Raw genomic sequence first — 24,232 nt, forward strand, 5'->3', positions numbered from 1 at the left:
GATGAAGGTTCGAGATGGGTTGATACGGTGGTGCCTTATAGGATCCTTCTGCTTTTCGCAGATCCTGATCTTCGCGCAAACAACGAAGGTGGCCGGCTTGATAACAGATGCGGCAACCGGTGAAACGCTTCCATTCGTCAACGTCGCATTCATTGATAGTAAGATCAGTACGGTTACGGATCTCGATGGCAATTATGTTCTGGATACATACTACGCCACGGATTCGTTGCGAGCAATTGCGGTGGGATATGTTCCGGTTACCTATGCGGTGAAGAAGGATCGTGAACAGGTGATCGACATCAAGATGAATGCGGGAGTGGAATTAACTGCCGTCGTGATCCGCCCACCGGACGAGAACCCTGCGTTTCCGATCCTACGTAGAGTGGTACAACACAAACCCGTGAACAACCGGGAAAAGTTGGAAGCCTATGAGTATGATGCTTACAACAAAGTGGAATTCGATATCAATAACATTACGGAGAAGTTCACACAGAAGAAACTATTCAAGCATTTCGCATTCATCTTCGATAACATTGATAGTACGGATGCGAAACCCTACTTGCCGATCTTTATGACGGAAACACTTTCCGAAGTGTACTACCGCCAAAAACCTAAAACACAGAAAGAATACATCCGCGGTACCAAAGTGAGTGGTATCGAGAACGAAAGCGTTTCACAGTTCTTGGGTGATATGTACCAGAATGTGAACATCTACGAGAATTTCCTGGTGATCTTTGGTAAGAACTTCATCAGTCCTATTGCCGATGGTGGCCGTGGCTATTACGATTACTACCTGACCGACAGCGCTTATTACGATAAATTCTGGTGTTACAAGATCGAGTTCAAACCCAAACGGGTACAGGAACTTGCCTTCAAAGGCACGATGTGGATCAACGATACCACATACGCTGTAAAACATGTCGAAGCGGGTATTGCAGAGGATGCCAATCTCAATTTCGTCCAAGCATTCCGGGTCGTTCAGGAGTATGACCAAGTGCAGAACGAAGTATGGATGCTGACCCGTGACGAACTCGTTGTGGACCTGAACGTAGTGAACGATAAATTGCTGAAGGACGATAAACCTGTTCAAGGGTTCTATGGCCGACGTACAGCGACCTATCGGGACTTTTCGATCAACAAGCCACGCGAGCCGGAATTCTATGAAGGTGTGGATCAGGTCATAGTTGAACTCGATCCGCTGAGCCTAGGAGCGGATTATTGGGATACGAACCGCCATATCCAATTGACGGCCAAAGAGGATGCGATCTACAAAATGGTGGATACCATGAAAACCATTCCACGGTTCCGTACTTACGTGGATCTGATCTCCACGTTGGTGACCGGTTATTACGTGAAGGGCAAAGTGGAAATTGGTCCCTATTCCTCCATCTTCAGTTTCAATCAGGTCGAAGGTCCCCGATTAAGATTGGGTCTGCGTACGAGCAACACCTTCAGCACGTGGGTGGAGTTCGAGGGATTCACGGCATATGGGTTCAAGGATGAACGATTCAAATACGGATTGGCCACGCGCGGCTTCATCAGCAAACAACCGCGTCTGCTTTATAGAGCTTCTTATAAACACGATGTGGAACAATTGGGTGCTGGTACCAATGCGTTCGTTACCAATAATTTGCTCGGTAGTGTTTTCCGAAGAGGACCCAACAACAAGCTGACCGATGTTGAGGAATGGATGATCGGGCTGGAGCGTGAATGGTTCAGCGGGTTCTCCAATGAGGTCCGATTCCGCTTTCGCACCCTTCAAGCCTTGGGGTCTTTGTCCTATGAACACCCCGTATTTGACCCGTTGTTCTCGGTTGAGACCGTTGGAAGTTTGCGATCCGCTGAGGTCAGCTTCAATACCCACTTCGCGTACAAGGAAAAATTCGTGAGCGGTGAGTTCGATCGTATCTCGGTAGGATACAATAAATTCCCAACTCTGGAAATGCACCTTGCCTATGGTATTCCGGGGTTCCTTGAAAGTGATTATGAATACACCAAGATCATTGGGCGCATATACAAGCGTTGGCAGTTAGGTACGCTCGGATGGTCGCGTACAACCCTGGAAGGTGGCCGCGTCTATGGCAAATTGCCGTACCCTTTGCTGATCATTCATATCGGGAACGAAACGTGGTATTACAACGATGCCGCGTTCAATACCATGAATTTCTTTGAATTCCTGAGCGATCGGTATATTCAATTGTTCGCAGAACATCACTTCGATGGATTGTTCTTCAATCGGATACCCTTATTGCGCAGATTGAAATTCCGCGAGGTCGTTACCTTCAAAGCCGTAGCGGGCGACCTGGACCCAAAGCATTCGGAAGAACTTCTTCTTCTCCCTGGAATGTATACGCTGAGCAACGGACCGTTCATGGAAGCCAGTGCTGGAATAGAGAATATTCTCAAGGTCCTGCGGGTGGATGTGGTATGGCGATTGCGGTACAATGACCACCCGAACACGGCGCCTTTTGCGATCAGGGGTAAATTCGTATTCAATTTCTAATGCTAAGGGCAGAAAACTTGATCAAGCGCTACAAGCGCAGGACCGTTGTCAACGGCGTAAGTATTGAAGTGGATCAAGGAGAGATCGTTGGGCTGCTTGGACCCAACGGTGCTGGCAAGACCACCAGTTTCTATATGATCGTTGGGTTGATCAAACCCAATGAAGGAAATGTGTTCCTGGACGACCAGGAGATCACCGATCTGGCGATGTACCGACGCGCAAAAAAAGGGATCGGCTACTTACCACAGGAAGCAAGCGTGTTCCGCAAATTATCCGTGGAGGACAACATCAAGGCGATCCTGGAAATGACACGAATGTCCAAGCAGGAGCAGGAGGCAAAGTTGGAATCACTACTTGATGAGTTCAGTCTGCAACACGTCCGCAAGAACATGGGTGATGTGCTGAGCGGGGGAGAACGTCGACGTACGGAAATTGCCCGCGCCCTTGCCACGGAGCCGCGTTTCATTCTGCTGGATGAACCTTTCGCAGGAGTTGACCCGATCGCAGTGGAGGACATTCAGGCCATCGTAGCAAAGTTGAAAGAGAAGAACATCGGGATCCTGATCACCGATCATAACGTGCAGGAGACCTTAAGCATTACCGATCGCGCATACTTGCTTTTCGAAGGCAAGATCCTCAAACAAGGAACAGCAGAGGAACTCGCTGCCGACGAAACCGTGCGGAGAGTTTATCTGGGTAAGAACTTCGAACTGCGTAGGGCGAAGTTGTAGGGTCAATTCAATTCCTCAACGGAGAAACTGTACTTCTCCATGACCTTGTTCGCCAGCAACTTCTGGCACGCTTCCTCCACTTTCGCAGTGGCCGCTTTTTTATCCTTGGCCTCCACATTCAAGGTAATGTGCTTCCCAATTCGAACACCGGTAATTTCTTCAAGACCTAGATTCTGCATGGTCCCGCTTACAGCTTTTCCCTGCGGGTCCAATAAGTTGTCGTGTGGCATTACATCGATGGAGGCGCGGAAGGTTTTCATTAGGATAGGTACTGCTGGATAATGTTGAATTCGGTGTGTTGATGCTTGTTAAGCGTTAAAGAGCTTACCCCATAACGGGCTTAACACGTACAAAAGTAAAACCATTGGAACAGCTTGCATTCCGAATAAGGCAATTAGGAGGATACCTATGCCTAATAGGATGTAGATCACTTGATTACCCTGCCATCCGTAATGCTTGAATTTTAGCCCAGGGAGCTGAAGCTCGGAAAGCATGAGTCCGCCCATGATCAGCGCTATGATCATTAGATAAGGACTGTACAATAGGAGAAGTAGGAAGGACTTTAGCAAACCCCCGAACGGGGCCACAAGCCCTCCAGAACCCGTGATCGCTAGCGGTAAACTTGCCCAGAATAGACCATTGGCCGGTGTTGCCAACCCGAGAAAACCATGCGTCTGGCGCGTATCCACATTGAATTTGGCAAGTCTCCAAGCCGATGCGACAACCAGTATCAATACAGTTATTCCCGTTAGAGCGAATAGCTGGTTGGCATCCTCCAACTTACCGCCCACATTCACGGGGCCTTCGAAAGACACGGCCATGATGGATAGGAACTGCATGGGTTCAGCTAATGGCATAAGGACCATGAACCAAATGATCATGGCCGGCGCTACGCCAAAGGTCACCAGGTCGGCCAAACTGTCCAATTGGGCACCGAGAGCACTACCGCCGCCAGTGGCCCGAGCAGCAAAGCCGTCCAGCACATCGAAGAATGCACCGGCGAATACCAACCAACACGCCATTGTTAGCTGTCCTTGTGAAGCCAAGAGTATGGATGCGACCCCACAACATAGGTTCGCACTCGTCAATAGGTCAGGTAGTTTAGGCAAACGGAGCATATTTTTGTATCGCCGAGGACCATAAGATCCAGCGGCGCGTCGAAGTTGAGTAATTTAGGACAATATCGGAGGCCACCCTCAGTTAATATGTGCGTCTACTAGAAGATAAATAGAATGAGTTCGATCACCATCGCACATCGCGTATCATTATTTATTGTGGCCTTTGTGGCCCTTTTCGGCGTTTCATTCGCACAATCGGATGCGCCAAAATACAGCAACGAATTCCTTGCAATTGGTGTAGGAGCCAGGGCCTTGGGTATGGGCAATGCCTACACTGCGGCGGTCAATGATGTTACCAGTGGTTACTGGAATCCGGCAGGGCTTACCGGTGTGAACAGCGACCTCCAAGTGGGTGCGATGCACAGTGAATATTTTGCGGGTATTGCCAAGTACGATTACATCGGTCTGGCGAAACCGATCGATTCCGTAAGTACGATCGGATTCACGTTCGTCCGTTTCGGTATCGATAATATACCCAATACCATCGACCTGTTCGATCCGTCCGGGAACATCGATTACGATCGCATTACTTCCTTTAGCTCCTCGGACCATGCGTTCATACTGACCTATGCGCGCAAGCTGCGTACTCCGGGTCTGCAAGTAGGAGGTAATGTGAAAGTGATCTATCGCCGCGTTGGTGAATTCGGCAAGGCTTGGGGTTTCGGCTTGGATGCTGCCTTGCAATATCAACGTAACCAATGGCGGTTTGCTGCGGTTGCCCGTGATGTTACCAGCACCTTCAACGCGTGGAGCTATACGTTGGATCAGCGCACAATTGAAGTCTTTGCGCAGACCGGAAATGAAATTCCGGTGAACTCCGTAGAGGTTACGCTCCCAAGACTGATGCTTGGTGTGGCACGCCAATTCAAGATCGGTAGCAAGTTCAATATTCTGGCCGCCATCGATCTGGAGAATACATTCGATGGTAAACGGAACACATTGATCCAGTCCAGCACCTTCAGTTCAGATCCACGGGTTGGTCTTGAATTCGGATACGCCAACGTGGTTTTTGTGCGCACCGGTGTCAGTTACTTCCAATACATCACGGATATCAACGATAAGCGAACATTGAATGTGCAGCCGAACATTGGTCTGGGGTTGAAGATCAAGAGCGTGTCGCTTGACTATGCACTTACCGATATCGGCGATAACAGTGTAGCATTGTATTCCAATATCTTTTCGCTTCGGTTCGATCTGTACAAGAAAGCCAGCCAATGAGAAGAACGTTACTGTTCGTTATTCTTCTATCCAGCGCATTACATAGCGCAGCCCAGGTTCCTCCAGGAAACCAATGGATAGACTATAGCTTACAGTATTGGAAGTTCAGTATCGTGGCGGATGGCCTCTATCGAATTGATTCCACTGCACTCGCTGATGCAGGGTTTCCAATAACAACGATCGACCCACAGGAGCTCATGGTCTTTGGGCGCGAGCAACAAGTGCCCATTTATATCGAAGATGGTGGTGATGGCGTGTTGAACGGTGCGGATTTCATTGAATTCCAAGCCAAGAAGAACGATGGATGGCTGGATGCGCAGCTTTATGCACAACCTTCATTTCAGCCAAACCCGTATTACAGCCTGTATAACGATACGATCAACTACTTCATTACGTGGAGCGCAACAGCTCAGAAGGAAAGGGTAGTGCCGTATGTGAATACGGACTTTGCTGGTCATACGCCACGTCCTTGGTATTGGGGAGAGACGATCAGTTCCTTGACCGGCATTTATAGGATGGGTTACAACCAGCCCAATGGTGTTGCGGTTACCAGCGGTTTTTATGTTGAAGGTGAAGGCAGGTTACACCAAGCTGCGATCACATCCAATTCGCCTAACGGAGCTTCGCAACCGCATACCATACTAACACCACGTGCTTATCAAGGACCCGATGCGCCGGATGCTCGTGTTTCCACAGCCGTGGCTTCGCTGAATTATCAAACTGCAAATAATTTATTGGATCATCATTCCGTGATCAGTTACGGACCGGCACCAGGAACCGAAATGGTCGACTCCATATTCAATGGTGTGCATACGATAAAGGCCGATTTCGATGTGCCGGCTTCTGCTCTGGGTGCGAACCTCGTGATCAATTACAAGGTGCCGCATGATCTATACATGCTCGGCTTCCTTTCAGATTCCAATTACACGGATTACCAGGACGTCTCGAATACGCGCATCCGCTATGCCAAGGAGATGCACATGTATGCACAAGGATCAATGAACATGTGGATCCCGCAAGATCCAAGCGACCCGATCGCACGTGTTGATTTCACGAACTTTTCTGGCCAACCGATCATGTATGCGTACGGTGATTCGGTGCGTCGTGTAATTCCAACACTTAATCTTTCCACGCGGCAGGCCCTTTTCCCTACGGACCCATCCGGGAATGATACCTACGTTTTTCTGCATCGGGTACCCGTTATACCCGTTGGTACGATCAAGCAGGCAGGACAGAATGGATACTTTACCGACTTCAGCGCTGTGCAGGAAGATTCCGCGCAATTGATCGTTACGCACAGCACCTTGATGCAAGGCGCTATGGCCTATGCGAACTACAGGGAGAACATGGCGCCCGATGGAAATCGGTATAACGTGGTGATCGCTGATGTCGATGAATTGTATGATCAGTTCGGTGGTGGCATACCCAAGCATGCAATTGCGATACGTAAGTATTGCAAGTTTGCCTATGACACATGGGATACGCACCCTAAAGCATTGTTGCTCATTGGTAAATCCGTGCAGACGGCATTCATCAATAATTACGATGTCGGTTATCGACCGGATGCGCAAGGAGCCTATGCACGTTGCCTGGTTCCCTCATACGGTTACCCAAGCAGTGATGTATGCTTTACGTTGGCCATTGGCCCGGACCCGAACAGGTTGGCTTTCCCCGTGGGGCGCATAAGTGCGTATACGGATAACGACGTTTACGCTTACCGTGATAAAGTGAGTGCCATGGAGAATCAACCGCCAGCTCCATGGATGAAGAACATCTTGCATTTCAGAGGCGGTACAACTCCTGGTGAGTCAGCGACGTTCGCATACATTTTGCAGAACCTCGAAAACATCGCTGTTGACACTTGTTTCGGCGGAGTGGTAACAGATTTTGTGAAATCCAGCTCTGATGTATTTGAACAAGCATCTGCAGATTCGGTGAAACATTTCATCGAGGATGAAGGCGTAACGCTGATGACGTTCTTATCGCATGCCTACGGTGAGAATTTCGAAGTGACCATTGATAATCCGGCGAATTATGATTGGAACGGAAAGCACCCTGCTGTTCTCGGCCTTTCTTGTTATATCGGTAATATTCACCTGAACTCCAATTTGAGTGCAGCGGAGAAATGGGTACTCATGCCGGCCAAAGGCCCCATTGCGTTCATGAGCACTGTGATCAGTGGCTATCCTGTTGCACTTTCGCCATATGCACTAAGTTGGTATGAGAGCTTCAGCAGGTTGAATTACGGCGGCACCATCGGAGACCACATGGCATTTGCCCTTAATCGACAATTGCTCAGCTCAACGGATGTGATCTCTGTTAGTAACGCACATGCCTTTACGTTGTCAGGCGACCCGCTCATACGCTTGAATTCACCGTTGCTCCCGGATTATTCAGTTTCTGCACAGGACATCTATTTCGACCCGGACCCGGTTACCGCGGATGCTGATACGTTCTTGGTAAAAGCCGTTGTTCGCAATATCGGTAAAGCAACGAATGCATCGTTCAACGTAGCACTGGATCGGGATAATCCAGGACTTGGCGCCATAACGCAAACAGAGAATACCACATTGTCGAGCGTGTACAATACGGATACCGCATACTTCCATGTGGCAACTCAAGTATTCAGCGGAGGAGCCGGTGTGAATCAATTGACCGTTCGCGCTGACCTGGATCCGGATGTTGTTCCAGAATTGGATGACCTAGGAAATAACGTCACATCAACTTCATTGTTCATCACATCCGGAGATCTGGTCCCAGTATATCCCTATGCCTACGCCATCGTTCCGGATGCTGCGCCAATTCTGAAAGCAAGTACGGGTGATCCTTTAGCACCTCCACGTATTTATTTGTTCGAGATCGATACGACCGACTTGTTCAACAGCCCAATTCGCGAGGCTACAACGTTAACAGCGCCGGGCGGAGTAGTGAATTGGCAGCCTCAGGCCATTTATAACATCAATACGATCCAGGACAGTACCGTGTTCTTCTGGCGGTGTACCATTGATAGCACTGGGAATGGTGGGTACAACTGGTATGAGCGTTCGTTCCAGTACATCGAAGGAAAGAGCGGCTGGGGACAAGCCCACTATTTCCAGTTCAAGAATGATCATTTCAACGGCGTTGTTTATGATCGACCGCAACGCGATTTCGACTTCTTTACTGGTGCAAGACATGTGCGTGCTTCCGTACGGGATAGCATCTCTGATAACAATACGGGTTGGTACAAGGATAATGTTACGCAGGAATATAATAACGGTTGTCAAGTTCCAACTGCTTGGATGGTGGCGATCATCGACCCTATCACATTCGAACCTTGGGAAACCTTCTGGACCGCATCGGATGGAACCCAATACAATGCCGACCATCAGTTCGGAAATATGAATAACAATACCGCTTGTAGAGACCGGCCTGAAAAAGTGTTCAGCTACAACACAACAATACCTGCACAGATGGTCGCAATGCAGGATCTGTTGGAGAACCAGATACCCTTAGGTCATCACGTACTTATGTATACGTGGCGATACATGGATCAAGATGGTATGCAGACCAACAACCCAGGATTGATGCCCGCGATCGAGAACCTGAGCGGTGGTAATATGAGTTTCGCAAGTATGTATGACAGCGCTGCTTATATATTATACGTGCAGAAAGGTTTTCCAGCAACGTTCCAGGATACGCTGGCACCAGCGATATTTCCGCAGCCCGGCAATACAAGTGAGGATGGTGTGATCGACCTTTCCGTATACATTACCGGACAGTGGAACCTTGGTTCTATTTCCTCCGTAATTGCAGGTCCTGCAAGCGCGTGGCATGCACTTTATTGGAACGAGGTGCCCGTAAGCCCAACGGATAGTACGACGATCTCACTCATCGGTGTTAGAGAAGACCTCTTGACCCAGGATACGCTGATGACGATGCCTTCTGTTTGGGATTCAGTCCCTGATCTCAGTTCCGTGGATGCAGGAATGTATCCGTATTTGAAGATCTCCGGCAGTTATCACGATTTGGGTGCGTTGGTTCCGAAACCAGCACAACAAGAGCGTTGGCAACTGCTCAGTTCCCAAGCACCGGAATGCGCGATCGATCCTCCGGTAGGTTATGTGAACGGATTGGATGATCTGTTCGAGGGACAGAACGCTTCGCTCGCTATTGCGGTCCATAATATCGGCGAAGTGGATATGGACAGTTTATTGATGACCGCTTGGGTGATCGATAGGAATAACATAAGGCGGCGCGTGCATTACAAGTACAATGCGCCTTTATTGGTAGGTGGTATACTGATGGATACCATCGTATTCTCCACGTTGGGATTTGGTGGCCCAAATACCATTATCATCGAAGCCAACCCGGAGGACACGCTGACCAGTGTTTATGATCAGTTGGAACAGACGCACATCAACAACATTGCGCAACTGCGGTTCAACATAGAGATGGATATCGAGAACCCGTTGTTGGATGTGACCTTTGATGGGATCCATATCCTTGATGGCGATATCGTTTCCGCGAAACCGGAGATCTATATCACGCTTGATGATGAGAATCCGGTCCTGTTAATGAATAACGTGACCGATACGACTTTGTTCCAGGTCTTCATGAAAACGCCGAATGGGAATGAGGAACGATTGTATTTCAGAGCGAATGGAATGGATCAGCTCCTGTTTGAACCTTCCACGGGATCAAATAACATTTGTCACATTCGCCATTTCGGGAATTTCGAGATCGATGGCACGTATGAACTCCGTGTGCGCGCCAGAGATCTGAGCAACAACAATTCCGGCGATAAGGATCTGATGATCAGTTTCGAGGTGATCAATAAACCGACCATCACGGAAACGCTGAATTACCCGAACCCCTTCACCACAAGTACACGCTTCGTATTCACGGTCACCGGCTCTCAACCGCCAACGAACATGAAGATCCAGATCATGACCGTAACGGGTAGGGTCGTGCGCGAGATCAAAATGCACGAACTCGGACCAATACACGTTGGCCGGAACATCACGGAATACGCATGGGATGGTACCGACGAGTTCGGTGACAAGCTTGCGCGCGGTGTGTATATCTACCGTGTGATCTCGCAACTGAACGGACAAGAGATCGAATACCGGGAGACCGGTGCCAGTGACTACTTCAAGAAGGGTTTCGGCAAGATGTACAAATTGTAATGGCCAAAGGATGGAGATAACCCGTGCCCGTGTTGCGGCATGGGCTGCGGGATCCGGACTTCTATGGTCATTGGCTTGGCCCTATGTTGGTGGTTTTACGTGGGTCGCATTTTTTGCATGGTTACCACTGCTTCACGCCGAACGATTGCATTCGCAACGCACCGCGAACAAGGCACGATCGTTCTTCCCTTATGTCTGGATCGCAACGCTGATCTGGAATGGACTAGGTGCTTGGTGGTTCTACAATGTTAGCGAACCGCTGGATACACGCCTGGTAAGTGGCACCGCACCGCTGGTCGTGAATTCATTGTTGATGACCATCCCGTGGTGGCTGAAGCGTGTCGTGAACAAACGGTTCGGAATGCAATGGGCTACTTGGGCATTCATCGTATTCTGGATCGCATTCGAACGGCTGCATCACGGCTGGGACCTTCAATGGCCATGGTTCTCCATTGGCAATGTCTTCGGCACACAACCTGCGTGGGTCCAGTGGTATGAGATCACTGGAATGTTGGGTGGAACACTTTGGGTACTACTGGTCACACTGATCCTTGATCAGGCAATTGTTGCGTGGCTCGGAAATGCTCCTCGAAAAAGGATCCTTGCGAACGTTTCATTTGTTGTAGCTCTGGTTGCCATCCCGCTGTCGATCTCATTAGCGCGGTTCTACACGTATCAGCAAGAAGGTTCAACTGCGGAAGTGGTTGTCGTGCAACCGAACATCGATCCGTACAACGAAAAATTCGGTGGGGTGGATGCGCTCATTCAATTGGACCGGATGCTATCCTTGGCAAAGATGATGATCACCGATAGCACGCGGTTGGTCCTGTTGCCCGAGACCGCCTTGCAAGAGAACGCAACCGTGGATGGCAGTTCCGGAACACAACAATTCCTGGGACTTTGGGAGAATGACCTGGCCGCTTCCAAAAGCGTACAGCGCATAAAAAAGTTCCAAGCAGAGTTTCCACACGTATCCATTCTGGCGGGCATGAACAGTGATAGCCTCTATCCCGCAACAGGACCACGACCCATGGCTGCAAGACCGCTGTACAGAGATATACCTCCGGGGATGGAAGCCGAACAACGATGGTATGTTGCATATAATGCTGCGTTATGGGTTCCTGCGAAAGGCCCCATCGAAAGCTACCATAAATCCAAACTGGTAGCTGGTGTAGAACAACTCCCGTTCGAGAACGTTCTCGGACCTATCGGTGCGCTAGTAGTTGATCTTGGCGGCACCACAGGGTCGCTTGGGAAACAGAAGATCCGCTCGGTCCTGAAGGATGGAAATTCTAACCTTCGTGTGATTCCAGCGATCTGTTACGAGTCCGAATTCGGAGAACACATTGCAGCGCACGTGCGCAATGGTGGGAATCTGCTTGCGGTAATTACCAATGATGGTTGGTGGGGTGATTCACCTGGCTACAAGCAACACATCACCTTCGCGACCATCCGTGCCATTGAAATGCGCAGGGATGTTGCACGTTCCGCAAATACAGGCATCTCCTGCTTTAGCGATCAACGCGGCGTGTTGCGCGATCACACGGATTGGTGGGTGCCCACCGTGATCCGATCCACTGTCAACTTGAACGAAAAGATCACCTTCTATGCTGCCCACGGAGATCTCATCGGATTGGTAGCGATGTTCTTTGCAGCCGGGTTCTTTGTGGCGTTGGTGGTGAAACGGTTTATGCCTTAGATCTGAAAGTGGCACAGAATGAATGGCTATCACGTTCCATTCCATTTCGCCCTAACTTTACCGATACAACTGGCTCGTCATGAATATCGCAACTACCAAACTGGAACTAGTGCAACAACTGTTATCCATTGCAGACGAGAAGACGCTTCGCAAGGTGGCCAACTTCTTTAAAAAGGAGGTGCCGGTCGTTGCTGAGGAGGATGATATCACAGATGAGGAATATGCAGAATTCGAAGAAATGCGGTCTAAACGTGATACCGGAGAGGTGAAGTTCCTCACGGAAAAGGAGGCGAAGGAAGAGATTGCCCGATTGATCGCTGCTGAGCGTAAATGAACTACGACCTAGAAGTTTCACCTAGTGTTATTAAGGAAGTAACAAGGATCTATTTCGATTGCGAAGGAATCAGATCGGGTTCAGGAATGCGCTTCTTGAAGGAGTTGGATGCATGCTATAAAAGTATCTGTGCGAACCCTTTTGGTTGTCAAGTGCGAAAATCACCTTATCGCTATGTGTTTTTATATAAGCTGAAGTACCGTGTGGTCTATGACATTAAGGGTCAAACCGTTTTGGTTTTCCAAGTTCGCCACACCAGTCGAAAACCAAGCAAGAAATTCGGACCTTAGATAAGCCGATGCAAGGTGAAGGTTATCTTGCAGGTGATCTGAAAAGTGATGACATACCTATCAATTGCGCTTTCAAGCCACAGGGTCGTCCGCCAAAGTGCGGACAGACCCTGCAGCGATTTAGGTACTAATCCGCTTCTTAGCCTAGTTACTACGGTCATGCCTAGAAGCAGAATACTTAAGCACCTATTGCCTTTGCCATGACCGAAGTGGTAGATACCATCCGTGGGATACTGACCGATACAAGCAATCGAATGCAGCACATCCGCAGCATTCAATTTCTTGCGTGGAATACACCTGATGAAATTCCAGAGAAATACGCCGAAGTGGTTCAAGAACTGGCGGTGGACTTGGACTACTACGAACCAGATGTGCAACTGAGGTCTGAGGCTCCAGAGTACTATGACGACGCTGAATTGGAGCGTCGAGTTATGCAGGCATTGGAGTTGTTTTCAACCACCGCCGATCCATGAAAAACCTCCGTTTGGTCTATCGGCTGCTCCTTGATTTGAGCTGGGATGAGGGGGCGTAGCTGCTAACTTGAAGCCTGAATCAGCATTAGATTCGCCGCATAGCATCCGGCCTTAGCGCACCAACGGAACCCTTCGTGACATCACCCCGTTCTGTCCATCGAACCGTACAACGTAGATACCGCTGTTCAGTGAACTTTTCGGGATCTTGATCGTGCTCAACCCTTCCGGGAACGCAACCGTGTTCTGCTCCCAAACCATTTTTCCGCTTGCATCGAATAACCGAATGACCTGATTCTGATCATGCGCCATAGTAACAAGAACATTCAGGTTCAAGCCATCGTCCCAGCTATTGATGATCGCTGTCTCGCCACTACCTGAACAAGAAGTCGTTCTTACATCACTCACCTTCTCGTCTCCGTTCGTGTCGGTCTGGCGTAGTCTGTAGAACGCATTGCTTGGTGGAGCCTGATCAACGAAGCTGTATTCGATCACTTGAAGACTCGTGCCCGCTCCAGCCACTTGTCCCAACGAAATATACTGTTCGCCATCAGTACTTCGTTCGATGGTGAAGAAATCGTTATCTCGTTCACTGGCGGTCGTCCACGAAACGGTTACGGTATTCGCATCACATTGAGCATCGAAACGGATCAGTTCAACGGGAAGCGGGTTTAGAATGTCAGAAAGTGTCCAGGATCTGAACAAGTCGCCTGGAGGAACCACAGCATTGGTTACGGTACCTAATGCCCAAGCTCCAACACCGGGTGCAAAGTCGCCCCATTTATTTACACCGGAATTGAATCTTTGCGCTCCCAACGGAATTCCAGCGATCAAGTTCCCGGCTTGAATATCTTCGGTAGGGCTATACGTGAAACCCAAGGTCAGGTTGGGATTACCGGTGAACGCATAACCAAAAACATTCACATCAACGATCCAGAACCGGTCCACAACATGGCGCGACTCATTCGTGGCAATTGGCGTCAAAGCAGTGCCGGTCTGCCAGTTGTTCATATGCGTAACATCACTCGGTCGGTAGGAGTTATTATCCCAAGTGGCCGCACCAACAGTGTGGTTGTACGTGGCGAAAACGATTGAAGAGGTTGCTGTGCCGGTACCGCTTCCGGTTACTGCACAGGTGAAGGGGATCTTAGTTCCAAGCGCCGAAGCATAAGGAATTACGTACGTGTTACCCGCCGCTGCGTTACCTACGTTCCAGCGGATCCGATCATTCTCGGCCTCGCTAATGATCATTCCTCCCGTACCCATGGTCGTTATCGCATCCTGTGCGGGATTCTGAATAACCAGCCATGCTCCATTATCGATCACCACTCGAACATCGTTGTTCAGGAACAATCTTCCTTGTGCATTCATAAGAGCAGGACAGAGACTTAGTATTACACATGCCATGAGCGGCAATGCCCAATTCAGTGATGGGCATATGCTTTCAGATGGAATTAGCTGGTCTTTGTATTTCATGAGCGGGTCATAGTATAGACGTAGAAACCCCGAAAAAGTGGCCTGAGATCATTGAGGAATAATCCCAAACCAATAATAAAGATAGCATAAGGATCTGTTACGAACTACGATCAAGGTCTGATTTATCTCAAATTATGCCACTTCCCGATAACTTGGCCCCTTGAATGCGTCGCACAATTGCCTTGAATGTCGACCCGGTGATCGACTTTTCCGCTCTACGTCAGTATCAACGGTTCATGTTCCGAAATGTAGGCGATGAGCGGCGCTGGGTCCTAGGTATTGATGAACTGAGCGCTATTGAAAGCCCGGATCTTGCTAAAAATAAGGCCATTCAGGAATGGGTATTCGGGTTCCTGAGCTACGAAATGAAGAATTCGTTGGAAGGCCTTCACTCCCGATCGAAGGATGAACTGGGTTACCCAACGAGCTATTGGTTCGTGCCCCGTTTCGTGTTCGAGATGAATGATAAGGGATGTGTGTTGCATGTGCACGGATCGGATGAAAGTGCAGGTAGGGAGCTTGCCAACGTGCTGTTCCGGAATGACTCCGAAGTTCAGGGTGGGCGGGTCAGGAAGTGGATCTCACGTACCCCGCGAACGAATTATATCGACGCCGTGAATGCATTATTGAAGTACATCCGCCGCGGAGATATCTACGAAGTGAATTACTGTACCTCGCGGCACGCGGAAGTTGATGCTGATTGGGATCCGTTCAATGCATTCATACACTTGTTCTCAAGAACGAATGCAGAACATGCTGGATTCTTGCGAATAGGCGAGCGGTTTGCTTTATGTGCAAGTCCAGAGCGATTCTTAGCATTCAAGGGAGACCAAGTAATGGCACAACCGATGAAGGGCACACGGGCAAGGAGCGGTAGCGCTGTTGAAGATGAACGGATCGCGATCGAGTTGGCCAAGGACCCAAAGGAACGTGCAGAGAACATAATGGCGCTGGATGTAATGCGCAATGACCTTTCGCGTATTGCAAAGCGCCGGTCAGTGATCGTGGACGAACTTTGTGCGGTGCGTCCGCATGGGAAAGTATTTCAAATGACAAGCACCGTTAGGGCTGAATTGAAGGAAGGAATTACGCCTTATGATGCGGTTCTAGCTTCATTCCCAATGGCAAGCATGACTGGTGCACCGAAGTACCGTTCAATGCAATTGATCGATGAACTGGAGGATCAGTGTCGTGGACTTTTCAGTGGAACAATGGGGTTTTTCGCGCCGGATGGAACCGCAGACCTTAATGTCGTTATCCGCACCTTATTCTTCAATGCGGCTCAACACATGGTGACCCTAGTAACAGGAGGAGCGCTTACAGCAAATTGTGATCCTGAAAAGGAATGGGATGAGTGTGAGCTGAAAGCGCGTTCCGTCCTTGATGCTTTGCAATGATCGCTAGCGTAGAACGATCTATCGCTTCGCAGGAATTGGCGTTGCCCGGCCAGCCCATGTGGGTAGCCGTAAGCGGAGGGGTGGATAGCATGGTGTTGTTGGATGCACTCCGGAAGCTTGGCCACGTTTGTCATGTAGCGCATGTGGATCATGGTCTACGTGGTGCGGAAAGTGCTGCGGATCTTCACTTCGTCGAAGCGCATTGTAAGGCAAAGCATATCCCATTCAGTTCAACTCGTGTGGATCTTTCAGAGCTCATAAGCCAAGGACGGTCCGTGCAGATGGCCGCTCGGGAACTGCGTTATGAGTGGTTCAATTCACTTGTGGATCTAGGGCCATCGGTTCTGGCAACCGCACATCATGCGGATGACGCTGTGGAAACACTGCTAATGGATATGATGCAAGGCATTGGCCCATCCAGGTGGGGCTCCATTCCTCCGCGCAACGGTCCATTCGTACGGCCACTATTGCAGATCTCACGCAAGGAGATCCTGGAATACGCGGAGAAATACCATATTGCCTTTCGTGAGGACCGCTCAAATACCGACCCGAAATACTTGCGCAATCGTGTTCGACATGAGGTGTTGCCTTTGTTGGAGGAGGTAAGACCAGGAACCAGAATTGTTATGCAACGCAATGTTCAGCTTTTGCGAGAAATGACCGTTGTTCTTGGATCACGGTTGAATGAAGCGATGATGTCGTTGATCCCGGATAGCCATGGAGCATTGCGCGTACCATTCGAACTGCTCCGGACTTCGCATATGCCAGGCTTGATCCTTCATCGTCTTCTACGGGACAAAGGGTATCATCCAGATCGCATCGCGGATATCCTTTCGGCCATCGAAACGGGTAATACGGGTGCGCATTTCATGGATGGTGGCTATACCGTTGTAGTTGATCGGGATGAGTTGATCATGGAAAAGGTTCAGCCAACACCACCGGAATTCAGGATCGGTTCCATGGATGATCTGAATGGATCGTTGCCGATCTCTGTTTCAATTGTGGATGCGAAGGATATGGACTTAGACCAGGGAAATAGCGTCGCATGGCTGGATGCCGTCAACGTACCATTTCCATGGACCCTTCGCCCATGGAAACCTGGCGATCGTATGAACCCCATAGGCCTTGGTGGTTCCAAGTTGGTGAGCGATCTATTGATCGATCAGAAGACCCCTAGAAATGTTAAAGAACGGACCTATGTTCTTGTTGCGCGAGAGCGGATCGTATGGTTATGTGGGCATCGTATTGCGGAAGGATCACAAGGATCGGACTTTTCGGATAAAGTGCTCCGAATAACGTGGAAAGGAATTTGATCCCGATAGTGTCGAACGGGCTGTGGATCGCCTATCTTAAGGCCACAATTCCAACCAACATGCTTTTCCCGAATGCTAAATTGATCGCTAAGGAATTGATATCTTCCTTGCGCTTTCCAAAGCAACCGCTCTCCCTTACGGATGAGGAGCGTAATGCAAATTATTCCAGTATGCAGCGTGCTACCCGTTTAGGGAATGCGGAGCATGGAAAATGCCGCATAGTTTTCGAGGATGATGAAGGTATGAAGGCGGTAGAAACCACCATCTGGACCTTCGATCCGGACAATATCGTCCTGAAATACGGTATGTCCATTCCGATCGCAAGGGTGCTTAGTGTGTACATCCCTTAGGAAATTCCTGTCCTTAGGAAAACAAGGATCTTCTGAAGCCCTTGGAGTCTCTTCCAACGGAATGGGCTATTTTTGTTGTACCTAACATGATGTACTTACTATTTCTTCTCACGCTTCTTCAATCTACACCTAGTGACCCAGCAAAGTGGATGTTCTCAGCCGAACCGAGTGCTGATGGTATCGTGAACGTGCAGTTGCAGGCCACATTGGAGGAAGGTTGGCATCTTTATTCGATCTCACTACCCAGTGATCAAGGACCGATCGCCACATCCTTCACATTCAAACAAACAAATGATTGGGTGGCTTCCGGTGAATTGATCGAACCTGAACCAGTGGAAGAATATGATATCAATTTCGCTATGGATGTTCGACATCATTCCGGTAGCCCTGTTTTCGTTCTACCAATAAAACGCGCAACGAATGATGCCTTTAATGTTGAAGGCGAATTGGAATATATGGTCTGTAACGACAAAACATGTTTACCACCGAAAGTGGTTCCTTTTAGCATTGTTGTCCCTGCCAGTTCAGCGAAGTAGATGGTCAAGCAATTTTTGTACGCGGTTCTCACCTCCTTGTTATTGGTCGGTTGCGCCGTGGATGCACCTAAGGCTAAAGATGCCAGGTCGATCAAACTGGATCCAGTTCAGGATAAAGTGGCGTGGTCCGTTAGTGCAACATCAACCACCGGGAATGAATGGGAAGTGAATTTCCATGCGGATATCGATGAAGGATGGTCGGTCTATTCCGTAGAGAATTTCGGAGAGATGGGGCCGTTGCCGAGCCGCTTTGAATTCGATTCGCTCGCACACCAGAACGCCAAAGGGGAAGTGATCGAGGTGAGCGAACACACCATCCAAGGACACGATCCCGTGTTCGATATGGAAGTGAAAAAATTCAAGCACAACGTTGATTTCAAGCGCAAGGTCGATCTCTTGGTGAACGAAGTGCCGCTTCAGGGGCAGTTCGAATACATGACCTGTAACGATGTTACGTGTCTGCCTCCTCAAGTCGTATACTGGCAATACAGTACGGATAGTGCATCTTTTAACCTAAGCTCCGTGCCCTACGACCTTACAGGGTATAATGTTGTTTCCTGCGCGGATGGTATCTACAAATTACCGGGTCTGGACCTGGAAGCACCAGTGATACCAGGCGAGCGTACGGACCATAAGAACAGCAGTCTTTGGACCCTCTTCTTCCTTGGGTTCATTGGTGGATTGGTTGCACTACTTACACCTTGCGTTTTCCCGATGATCCCGTTAACGGTGAGCTTCTTTACCAAGGGAAGTGAGGATCGTAAGAAAGGAATGACCAACGCGATCACTTACGGAGGCTTCATTCTGTTGATCTACCTGCTCTTCAGCTTACCCTTCCATTTGCTGGGTAGCGTCAACGAGGAGATATTCAACGAGGTGAGTACCAATCCGTGGCTGAACGTTTTCTTTTTCGTGATCTTCATCATTTTCGCCATCTCGTTCTTCGGATATTTCGAGATACAATTGCCGAGTAGTTGGGTGAACAAGATGGATGCCAATGCGAGCAAGTCCGGAGGTATGATCGGGATCTTCTTCATGGCACTCACACTCGCACTGGTTTCATTCAGCTGTACGGGTCCAATACTGGGTTCTTTGCTGGCCGGTGCGCTCACAGCAGATGGTGGTGCATGGCAACTGACCGCAGGAATGGGTGGCTTCGGTCTGGCGTTGGCATTACCCTTTGCGCTTTTTGCGTTGTTTCCGCAATGGCTCAACTCCTTGCCACGTTCCGGTAGTTGGTTGAACACTGTAAAGGTTGTATTGGGTTTCATCGAACTGGCATTGGCTATCAAATTCCTAAGCAATGCCGATCTCGTAATGAATTGGGGATTGCTTAAACGCGAAGTGTTCATTGCCCTGTGGGTCATTATCGGTATCGGACTCGCGGCATACCTTTTCGGCTTTATCAAATTTCCGCACGACGGACCGGCAAAACCAACAAAAATGCGCATGGCGCTTGGTGCACTTGTAACTGCGTTCGTGTTGTATTTGGTCCCTGGCCTTACGAACAGTTCCATGCGTAACCTGAAACTACTCAGCGGTTTCCCGCCACCGCTCTTCTATAGTTTGTATCATCAGGATAGTGAATGCCCGTTGGCATTGGAATGTTATCACGATCTTGAAGAAGGACAGGCCGTTGCACGAAGAAGCGGCAAACCAATGCTGGTGGATAATACCGGTTGGGCCTGCGTGAATTGCCGCAAGATGGAAGAGACTGTCTGGAGCGAACCCGAGATCCTGGAAGTGATCCGCGACGAATATGTGCTTGTCTCCTTGTACGTCGATGATAAACGCGAGTTGGCGAAAGAGGACCAACACATTTACATCAACTGCCGAGGACAAAAAAAATTGATCCTGACCGAAGGCAACAAGTGGGCAACCTTGCAAAGTGAGTCCTTTGGTCAGGTAAGCCAGCCGCTTTATGTTCTTCTGAGCCCGGATGGTAAGCTGCTGACGGACCCCGTGGGCTATACGCCGGACAAGGCGGATTACGGTGTATTCCTGGATCGCGGTCTGCAAGGCATGACTAAACTGGGGTTGCGCGCTGAGCGGTAGTGAGCCTTGTTCCCAACAAACATTCTTGATCATTGCAAGGAAGATGATCATATTCATGAAACTACCGGATCGTCTTTCGTGAGTAGGTGAACTGCTGTGGCATTCTACCTCACTTTTTCACTTTCTCGCTTTCTTACTTTTCTAAGCCCCTAACAACCAATAAACCCGCATCTTTGACGAGATGACACAAGACCGCATCCGATCCCATTTTGCCGAAGCTGCCGATGTACTGAAGCGGTTCTCGGAAGACCCGGCGAACATTGCCGCTATCGAACAAGCTGCAGCGTTCATGTCCTATTGCCTGAAACAAGGTGCCAAGGTGATCAGTTGTGGCAACGGTGGGAGCATGTGCGACGCTATGCACTTTGCGGAAGAGCTCACTGGACGTTTTCGCGGAGGTCGCGAACCAATTGCAGCACTCAGCATCAGCGACCCGAGCCATCTTACCTGTGTAGCGAACGATTATGGTTGGGAGCATGTTTTCTCGCGCTTCGTAAAAGCACATGGTCGCGAAGGTGATGTCCTGCTCGCTATCAGTACCAGTGGTAATAGTCCAAATATTCTTTGCGCAGCAGAAGTGGCGCGTGCTAAGAACATGCATGTGATCGGACTTACAGGCAAGGACGGAGGGAAACTGGCTGAGCTGTGTACGGTCGAAGTGCGCGTGCCGCATGATGGCTTTGCAGATCGCATTCAAGAAGTACACATCAAAGTGATCCATGCGCTCATTGATCACATAGAGCGTGATATGGCGTTGCCGAAACGATCGGAGATCTATTGAGAAGTGTGCCTCGACTACGCTCGGAAACCAAGAAAGTGAAAAGTGAATGGTGAAAGGAAATGAAGAATGAAAAACCTACCTGTCATAACACATACCGAGAACCATATCGTATTTCACTGCTCCAATTAGTATCTGCGTTGATCATCCCTTTCAGCGTCATCTGTGTTCTATTTACCTGTTACCGCTTACCACTCACCCAAAGATTAAATGCTCGTTAAAGTTTTCGGATCAGCGGTATTCGGCATCAATGCCACAATTGTTACGGCTGAAGTGAATGTGGAGAATGGTGCTTTCTTTTTTTTGGTGGGCCTGCCGGACAGTGCCGTTAAGGAGAGCCAGCAGCGCATGGACGCAGCGCTCCGTAACAACGGTTTATATTTCCCGAGAGGCAAAGGAGTAACCATCAACCTTGCGCCCGCAGATATCCGTAAAGAAGGAACGGCGTATGACCTACCACTTGCTGTTGGGTTATTGGCCGCTACCGATCAAGTGCCTGCGGAAATGTTGGAATCGTATTTGGTGATGGGTGAATTGTCCTTGGATGGTGGCATAAGGCCGATCAAAGGTGCATTGCCAATTGCGATCGAGGCGAAGGCCAAAGGATTCAAAGGCGTTATACTGCCATTCGAGAATGCGAGGGAAGCTGCCATCGTTAATGATCTTACGGTCTATGGTGTTTCGCACCTCACGGAGGTGGTGGACCTATTGAATGGCCGTAGTGACCTGCAACCGACCGTGGTGGATATTGCTGCTGAGTTTGCCAATAGCAGTCGTAATTACCCGGTGGATATTGCTGATGTGAAAGGGCAGGAGAATATTAAGCGAGCGTTTGAGATCGCTGCTGCAGGTGGGCATAACATCATCCTGATAGGCCCGCCGGGTTCCGGAAAGACCATGCTCGCAAAGCGCTTGCCAACGATCCTTCCGCCGCTTACCATCGATGAAGCATTGGAGACCACAAAGATCCACAGTGTGGCAGGTAAACTGAATAAGAACGACAGCTTACTGAGCGTACGCCCCTATCGTTCGCCGCACCATACGATCAGCGACGTCGCATTGGTCGGTGGCGGTTCATATCCGCAACCCGGTGAAATAAGCCTTGCGCACAACGGTGTATTGTTCCTGGATGAATTGCCTGAATTCAAACGGCAGGTCCTAGAGGTTCTTCGGCAGCCATTGGAAGATCGCACGGTCACGATCAGTAGGGCAAAGTTCTCCGTGGAATACCCGACCAGCTTTATGCTCGTGGCGGCCATGAACCCATGTCCATGCGGGTATTACAATCACCCGGATAAAGCCTGTGTATGTGGTCCCGGTGTGGTGCAGAAGTATTTGAACAAGGTTAGTGGTCCATTATTGGATCGCATTGATATCCACATTGAAGTAACCCCCGTTCCTTTCAGTGAACTGAGTGCAGAACGTGCCACGGAGAAAAGTGTGACTATGCGTGAACGCGTGATCGTAGCAAGAAACGTGCAACAGGATCGATACGCCAATACCCAGATACACTGCAACGCACAAATGGGTAGTAAAGAGCTTAGGGATATCTGTCGGATCGATGAAGTCGGGAAGAATCTGCTGGAGAAAGCCATGGACCGGCTTGGTCTAAGCGCAAGAGCGTATGATCGGATCCTGAAAGTTGCACGTACGATCGCTGATCTGGGTGGTAGCGACGATATCCGAACAGAGCATTTGGCGGAAGCGATCCAATACCGGAGCTTGGATAGGGAAGGGTGGGCCGGGTAGCCATTTGGAGATCCTGGTATACAATCTGGCCATGATCGATTCCAACATGTTCGTGCCATCATTTTTTGGTCGCGAGCTCTCATGGAATGATCTATCCAGTTTGTGCGATCCACCAATAGTGTCGCAATAACTATGGCCTTTAGCACACGTTCCTGGAGACCAGTTGCCTAACTATCGAAACAATCTTCGTTGGCCATACGTACTACGGGCAACGACATGTATTACACGCTACGAAGTATCGCCTCCTCCTTGGTCATTTTGATCGCCTCATCGATCCTGTCATTGACCCTGAATGCTCAAGACGCAGAACCGCAGTATTTGAGCAACGTTCTCACCACTACGGAAAAGAAAAAGGCCGCCTATTTCCGGAATGCTGATGGAAAGCAAGGAGATCATTTTGTTGGCAAGACATATTCCATAGAAGGTGTATTGAAAGTGGAAGGAGTCTATGCCGATAAGGCGTTATCGATAGAAGATGGGCTATTTACTTACTACCACCCGAATGGAAAGGTGGAAAGCCGCGGTACGTATGAAATGGGATTGAAATCGGGCCTATGGGAACGTTTCGATGCGAATGGAAACGAACTAGCGGAGAAGATCTACGACACGAAGGTTCTGGAGAATATTGTCTACACAATGGTCCAGACCATGCCAAAGTACAAAGGAGGTAATGAAAAGGTGTTCAAGCACTACGTCAAAAGTTCTGTGGCCAACTCGGTCCGCACGAAAGTGAAGGGTGAGATCACTGCCAGCTTCATTGTTGAGAAGGACGGTGAATTGAGTGATATCAAAGTGGTCGGAAACGACGACAAGGTCATTCGAGCGAAAGTTATTGAAGCAGTTCAAGCCAGTTCTCCTTGGGATGTAGGAGTGGAAAAAGGGCGTGCAGTGCGTGTTCAATTGGACGTGCCAGTGAAATTCTGAACCCGGTCTACATATTGAGACCACTTGAAAGCCTCTTTGTTTGAGGCTTTTTGTGGTTTGCGCGCTTTTCAAGTACCATTCGATGTTCCGTGAGACCGTTCAACCATTGGGGAGCTTCCTACT

Annotated in this window: 19 protein-coding genes; 16 read left to right on the forward strand and 3 right to left on the reverse strand. The window is 49.3% G+C overall.

All coding sequences use genetic code 11. From position 1 onward, the window contains the following. Position 1 precedes the first annotated feature (1 nt). On the forward strand, positions 2 to 2,503 hold the full coding sequence (locus IPF95_07945; GenBank protein ID MBK6474630.1) for a carboxypeptidase-like regulatory domain-containing protein: 2,502 nt from the start codon (positions 2 to 4) through the stop codon (positions 2,501 to 2,503). Next, on the forward strand, positions 2,503 to 3,234 hold the full coding sequence (lptB, locus tag IPF95_07950; protein ID MBK6474631.1) for an LPS export ABC transporter ATP-binding protein: 732 nt from the start codon (positions 2,503 to 2,505) through the stop codon (positions 3,232 to 3,234). Before IPF95_07945 ends, lptB begins: the two co-directional genes overlap by 1 nt. Before the next feature lie 2 nt (positions 3,235 to 3,236). On the opposite strand, the gene purS is transcribed toward lptB, so the two are convergent. Both purS and IPF95_07960 read right to left on the reverse strand, forming a co-directional pair. After that, positions 3,237 to 3,494, reverse strand: a complete 258-nt coding sequence (purS, locus tag IPF95_07955) for a phosphoribosylformylglycinamidine synthase subunit PurS (GenBank protein ID MBK6474632.1) — start codon at positions 3,492 to 3,494, stop codon at positions 3,237 to 3,239. A 48-nt stretch (positions 3,495 to 3,542) separates the two neighbouring features. Further along, the gene (locus IPF95_07960; GenBank protein ID MBK6474633.1) at positions 3,543 to 4,343 is read right to left on the reverse strand and encodes a CDP-alcohol phosphatidyltransferase family protein; all 801 of its coding nucleotides are present in this window, start codon (positions 4,341 to 4,343) and stop codon (positions 3,543 to 3,545) included. A 123-nt stretch (positions 4,344 to 4,466) separates the two neighbouring features. On the opposite strand from IPF95_07960, the gene IPF95_07965 reads away from it, so the two are divergent. The 6 genes from IPF95_07965 (at position 4,467) to IPF95_07990 (ending at position 13,534) form a co-directional block, all read left to right on the forward strand. After that, a complete protein-coding gene (locus IPF95_07965; protein ID MBK6474634.1) occupies positions 4,467 to 5,570 on the forward strand; it encodes a PorV/PorQ family protein in 1,104 nt (367 codons plus the stop codon). Further along, on the forward strand, positions 5,567 to 10,738 hold the full coding sequence (locus IPF95_07970; GenBank protein ID MBK6474635.1) for a hypothetical protein: 5,172 nt from the start codon (positions 5,567 to 5,569) through the stop codon (positions 10,736 to 10,738). Before IPF95_07965 ends, IPF95_07970 begins: the two co-directional genes overlap by 4 nt. A gap of 10 nt (positions 10,739 to 10,748) precedes the next feature. Further along, complete coding sequence (lnt, locus tag IPF95_07975; GenBank protein MBK6474636.1) at positions 10,749 to 12,437, forward strand: apolipoprotein N-acyltransferase; 1,689 nt, start codon at positions 10,749 to 10,751, stop codon at positions 12,435 to 12,437. 79 nt (positions 12,438 to 12,516) lie between these two features. Then, positions 12,517 to 12,771, forward strand: a complete 255-nt coding sequence (locus IPF95_07980; GenBank protein ID MBK6474637.1) for a hypothetical protein — start codon at positions 12,517 to 12,519, stop codon at positions 12,769 to 12,771. Further along, positions 12,768 to 13,061 (forward strand): type II toxin-antitoxin system RelE/ParE family toxin, encoded by a 294-nt coding sequence (locus IPF95_07985; GenBank protein ID MBK6474638.1) that lies wholly within the window; start codon positions 12,768 to 12,770, stop codon positions 13,059 to 13,061. Before IPF95_07980 ends, IPF95_07985 begins: the two co-directional genes overlap by 4 nt. Positions 13,062 to 13,261: 200 nt before the next feature. Beyond that, positions 13,262 to 13,534, forward strand: coding sequence for a hypothetical protein (locus tag IPF95_07990; protein ID MBK6474639.1), 273 nt, complete (start codon positions 13,262 to 13,264; stop codon positions 13,532 to 13,534). A 111-nt stretch (positions 13,535 to 13,645) separates the two neighbouring features. Here IPF95_07990 and IPF95_07995 read toward each other — a convergent pair whose 3' ends face one another. Further along, on the reverse strand, positions 13,646 to 15,007 hold the full coding sequence (locus tag IPF95_07995; GenBank protein ID MBK6474640.1) for a T9SS type A sorting domain-containing protein: 1,362 nt from the start codon (positions 15,005 to 15,007) through the stop codon (positions 13,646 to 13,648). A gap of 164 nt (positions 15,008 to 15,171) precedes the next feature. Here IPF95_07995 and IPF95_08000 point away from each other — a divergent pair, with 164 nt between their 5' ends. The 8 genes from IPF95_08000 (at position 15,172) to IPF95_08035 (ending at position 24,109) form a co-directional block, all read left to right on the forward strand. Next, on the forward strand, positions 15,172 to 16,404 hold the full coding sequence (locus tag IPF95_08000; GenBank protein MBK6474641.1) for an anthranilate synthase component I family protein: 1,233 nt from the start codon (positions 15,172 to 15,174) through the stop codon (positions 16,402 to 16,404). Beyond that, entirely contained in the window at positions 16,401 to 17,717 is a 1,317-nt protein-coding gene (tilS, locus tag IPF95_08005) for a tRNA lysidine(34) synthetase TilS (protein ID MBK6474642.1), read from the forward strand. Before IPF95_08000 ends, tilS begins: the two co-directional genes overlap by 4 nt. Then, complete coding sequence (locus IPF95_08010) at positions 17,702 to 18,067, forward strand: hypothetical protein (protein ID MBK6474643.1); 366 nt, start codon at positions 17,702 to 17,704, stop codon at positions 18,065 to 18,067. The genes tilS and IPF95_08010 overlap by 16 nt, the downstream gene beginning before the upstream one ends. Positions 18,068 to 18,153: 86 nt before the next feature. Next, complete coding sequence (locus IPF95_08015; protein ID MBK6474644.1) at positions 18,154 to 18,603, forward strand: sugar transporter; 450 nt, start codon at positions 18,154 to 18,156, stop codon at positions 18,601 to 18,603. Next, complete coding sequence (locus tag IPF95_08020) at positions 18,604 to 20,658, forward strand: thioredoxin family protein (GenBank protein MBK6474645.1); 2,055 nt, start codon at positions 18,604 to 18,606, stop codon at positions 20,656 to 20,658. 181 nt (positions 20,659 to 20,839) lie between these two features. Beyond that, entirely contained in the window at positions 20,840 to 21,439 is a 600-nt protein-coding gene (gene lpcA / locus IPF95_08025; protein MBK6474646.1) for a D-sedoheptulose 7-phosphate isomerase, read from the forward strand. 207 nt (positions 21,440 to 21,646) lie between these two features. After that, the gene (locus tag IPF95_08030; GenBank protein MBK6474647.1) at positions 21,647 to 23,185 is read left to right on the forward strand and encodes a YifB family Mg chelatase-like AAA ATPase; all 1,539 of its coding nucleotides are present in this window, start codon (positions 21,647 to 21,649) and stop codon (positions 23,183 to 23,185) included. 189 nt (positions 23,186 to 23,374) lie between these two features. After that, positions 23,375 to 24,109, forward strand: coding sequence for an energy transducer TonB (locus tag IPF95_08035; GenBank protein MBK6474648.1), 735 nt, complete (start codon positions 23,375 to 23,377; stop codon positions 24,107 to 24,109). The last annotated feature ends 123 nt before the right edge of the window (positions 24,110 to 24,232 follow it).

The organism is Flavobacteriales bacterium (assembly GCA_016704485.1).
In the GTDB taxonomy this organism is placed as follows: Bacteria; Bacteroidota; Bacteroidia; order Flavobacteriales_F; family PHOS-HE28; genus PHOS-HE28.

Bases quoted from the DNA above. Each gene is read 5' to 3' on its own strand.
- purS (MBK6474632.1), bottom strand. From the start codon at position 3,494: ATGAAAACCTTCCGCGCCTCCATCGATGTAATGCCACACGACAACTTA.
- lnt (MBK6474636.1), top strand. From the start codon at position 10,749: ATGGAGATAACCCGTGCCCGTGTTGCGGCATGGGCTGCGGGATCCGGA.
- IPF95_08000 (MBK6474641.1), top strand. From the start codon at position 15,172: ATGCGTCGCACAATTGCCTTGAATGTCGACCCGGTGATCGACTTTTCC.
- IPF95_08020 (MBK6474645.1), top strand. From the start codon at position 18,604: ATGGTCAAGCAATTTTTGTACGCGGTTCTCACCTCCTTGTTATTGGTC.
- IPF95_07995 (MBK6474640.1), bottom strand. From the start codon at position 15,007: ATGAAATACAAAGACCAGCTAATTCCATCTGAAAGCATATGCCCATCA.
- tilS (MBK6474642.1), top strand. From the start codon at position 16,401: ATGATCGCTAGCGTAGAACGATCTATCGCTTCGCAGGAATTGGCGTTG.
- IPF95_08015 (MBK6474644.1), top strand. From the start codon at position 18,154: ATGATGTACTTACTATTTCTTCTCACGCTTCTTCAATCTACACCTAGT.
- IPF95_07990 (MBK6474639.1), top strand. From the start codon at position 13,262: ATGACCGAAGTGGTAGATACCATCCGTGGGATACTGACCGATACAAGC.
- IPF95_07980 (MBK6474637.1), top strand. From the start codon at position 12,517: ATGAATATCGCAACTACCAAACTGGAACTAGTGCAACAACTGTTATCC.
- IPF95_07970 (MBK6474635.1), top strand. From the start codon at position 5,567: ATGAGAAGAACGTTACTGTTCGTTATTCTTCTATCCAGCGCATTACAT.
- lptB (MBK6474631.1), top strand. From the start codon at position 2,503: ATGCTAAGGGCAGAAAACTTGATCAAGCGCTACAAGCGCAGGACCGTT.
- IPF95_07945 (MBK6474630.1), top strand. From the start codon at position 2: ATGAAGGTTCGAGATGGGTTGATACGGTGGTGCCTTATAGGATCCTTC.
- IPF95_07985 (MBK6474638.1), top strand. From the start codon at position 12,768: ATGAACTACGACCTAGAAGTTTCACCTAGTGTTATTAAGGAAGTAACA.
- IPF95_07965 (MBK6474634.1), top strand. From the start codon at position 4,467: ATGAGTTCGATCACCATCGCACATCGCGTATCATTATTTATTGTGGCC.
- IPF95_08030 (MBK6474647.1), top strand. From the start codon at position 21,647: ATGCTCGTTAAAGTTTTCGGATCAGCGGTATTCGGCATCAATGCCACA.
- lpcA (MBK6474646.1), top strand. From the start codon at position 20,840: ATGACACAAGACCGCATCCGATCCCATTTTGCCGAAGCTGCCGATGTA.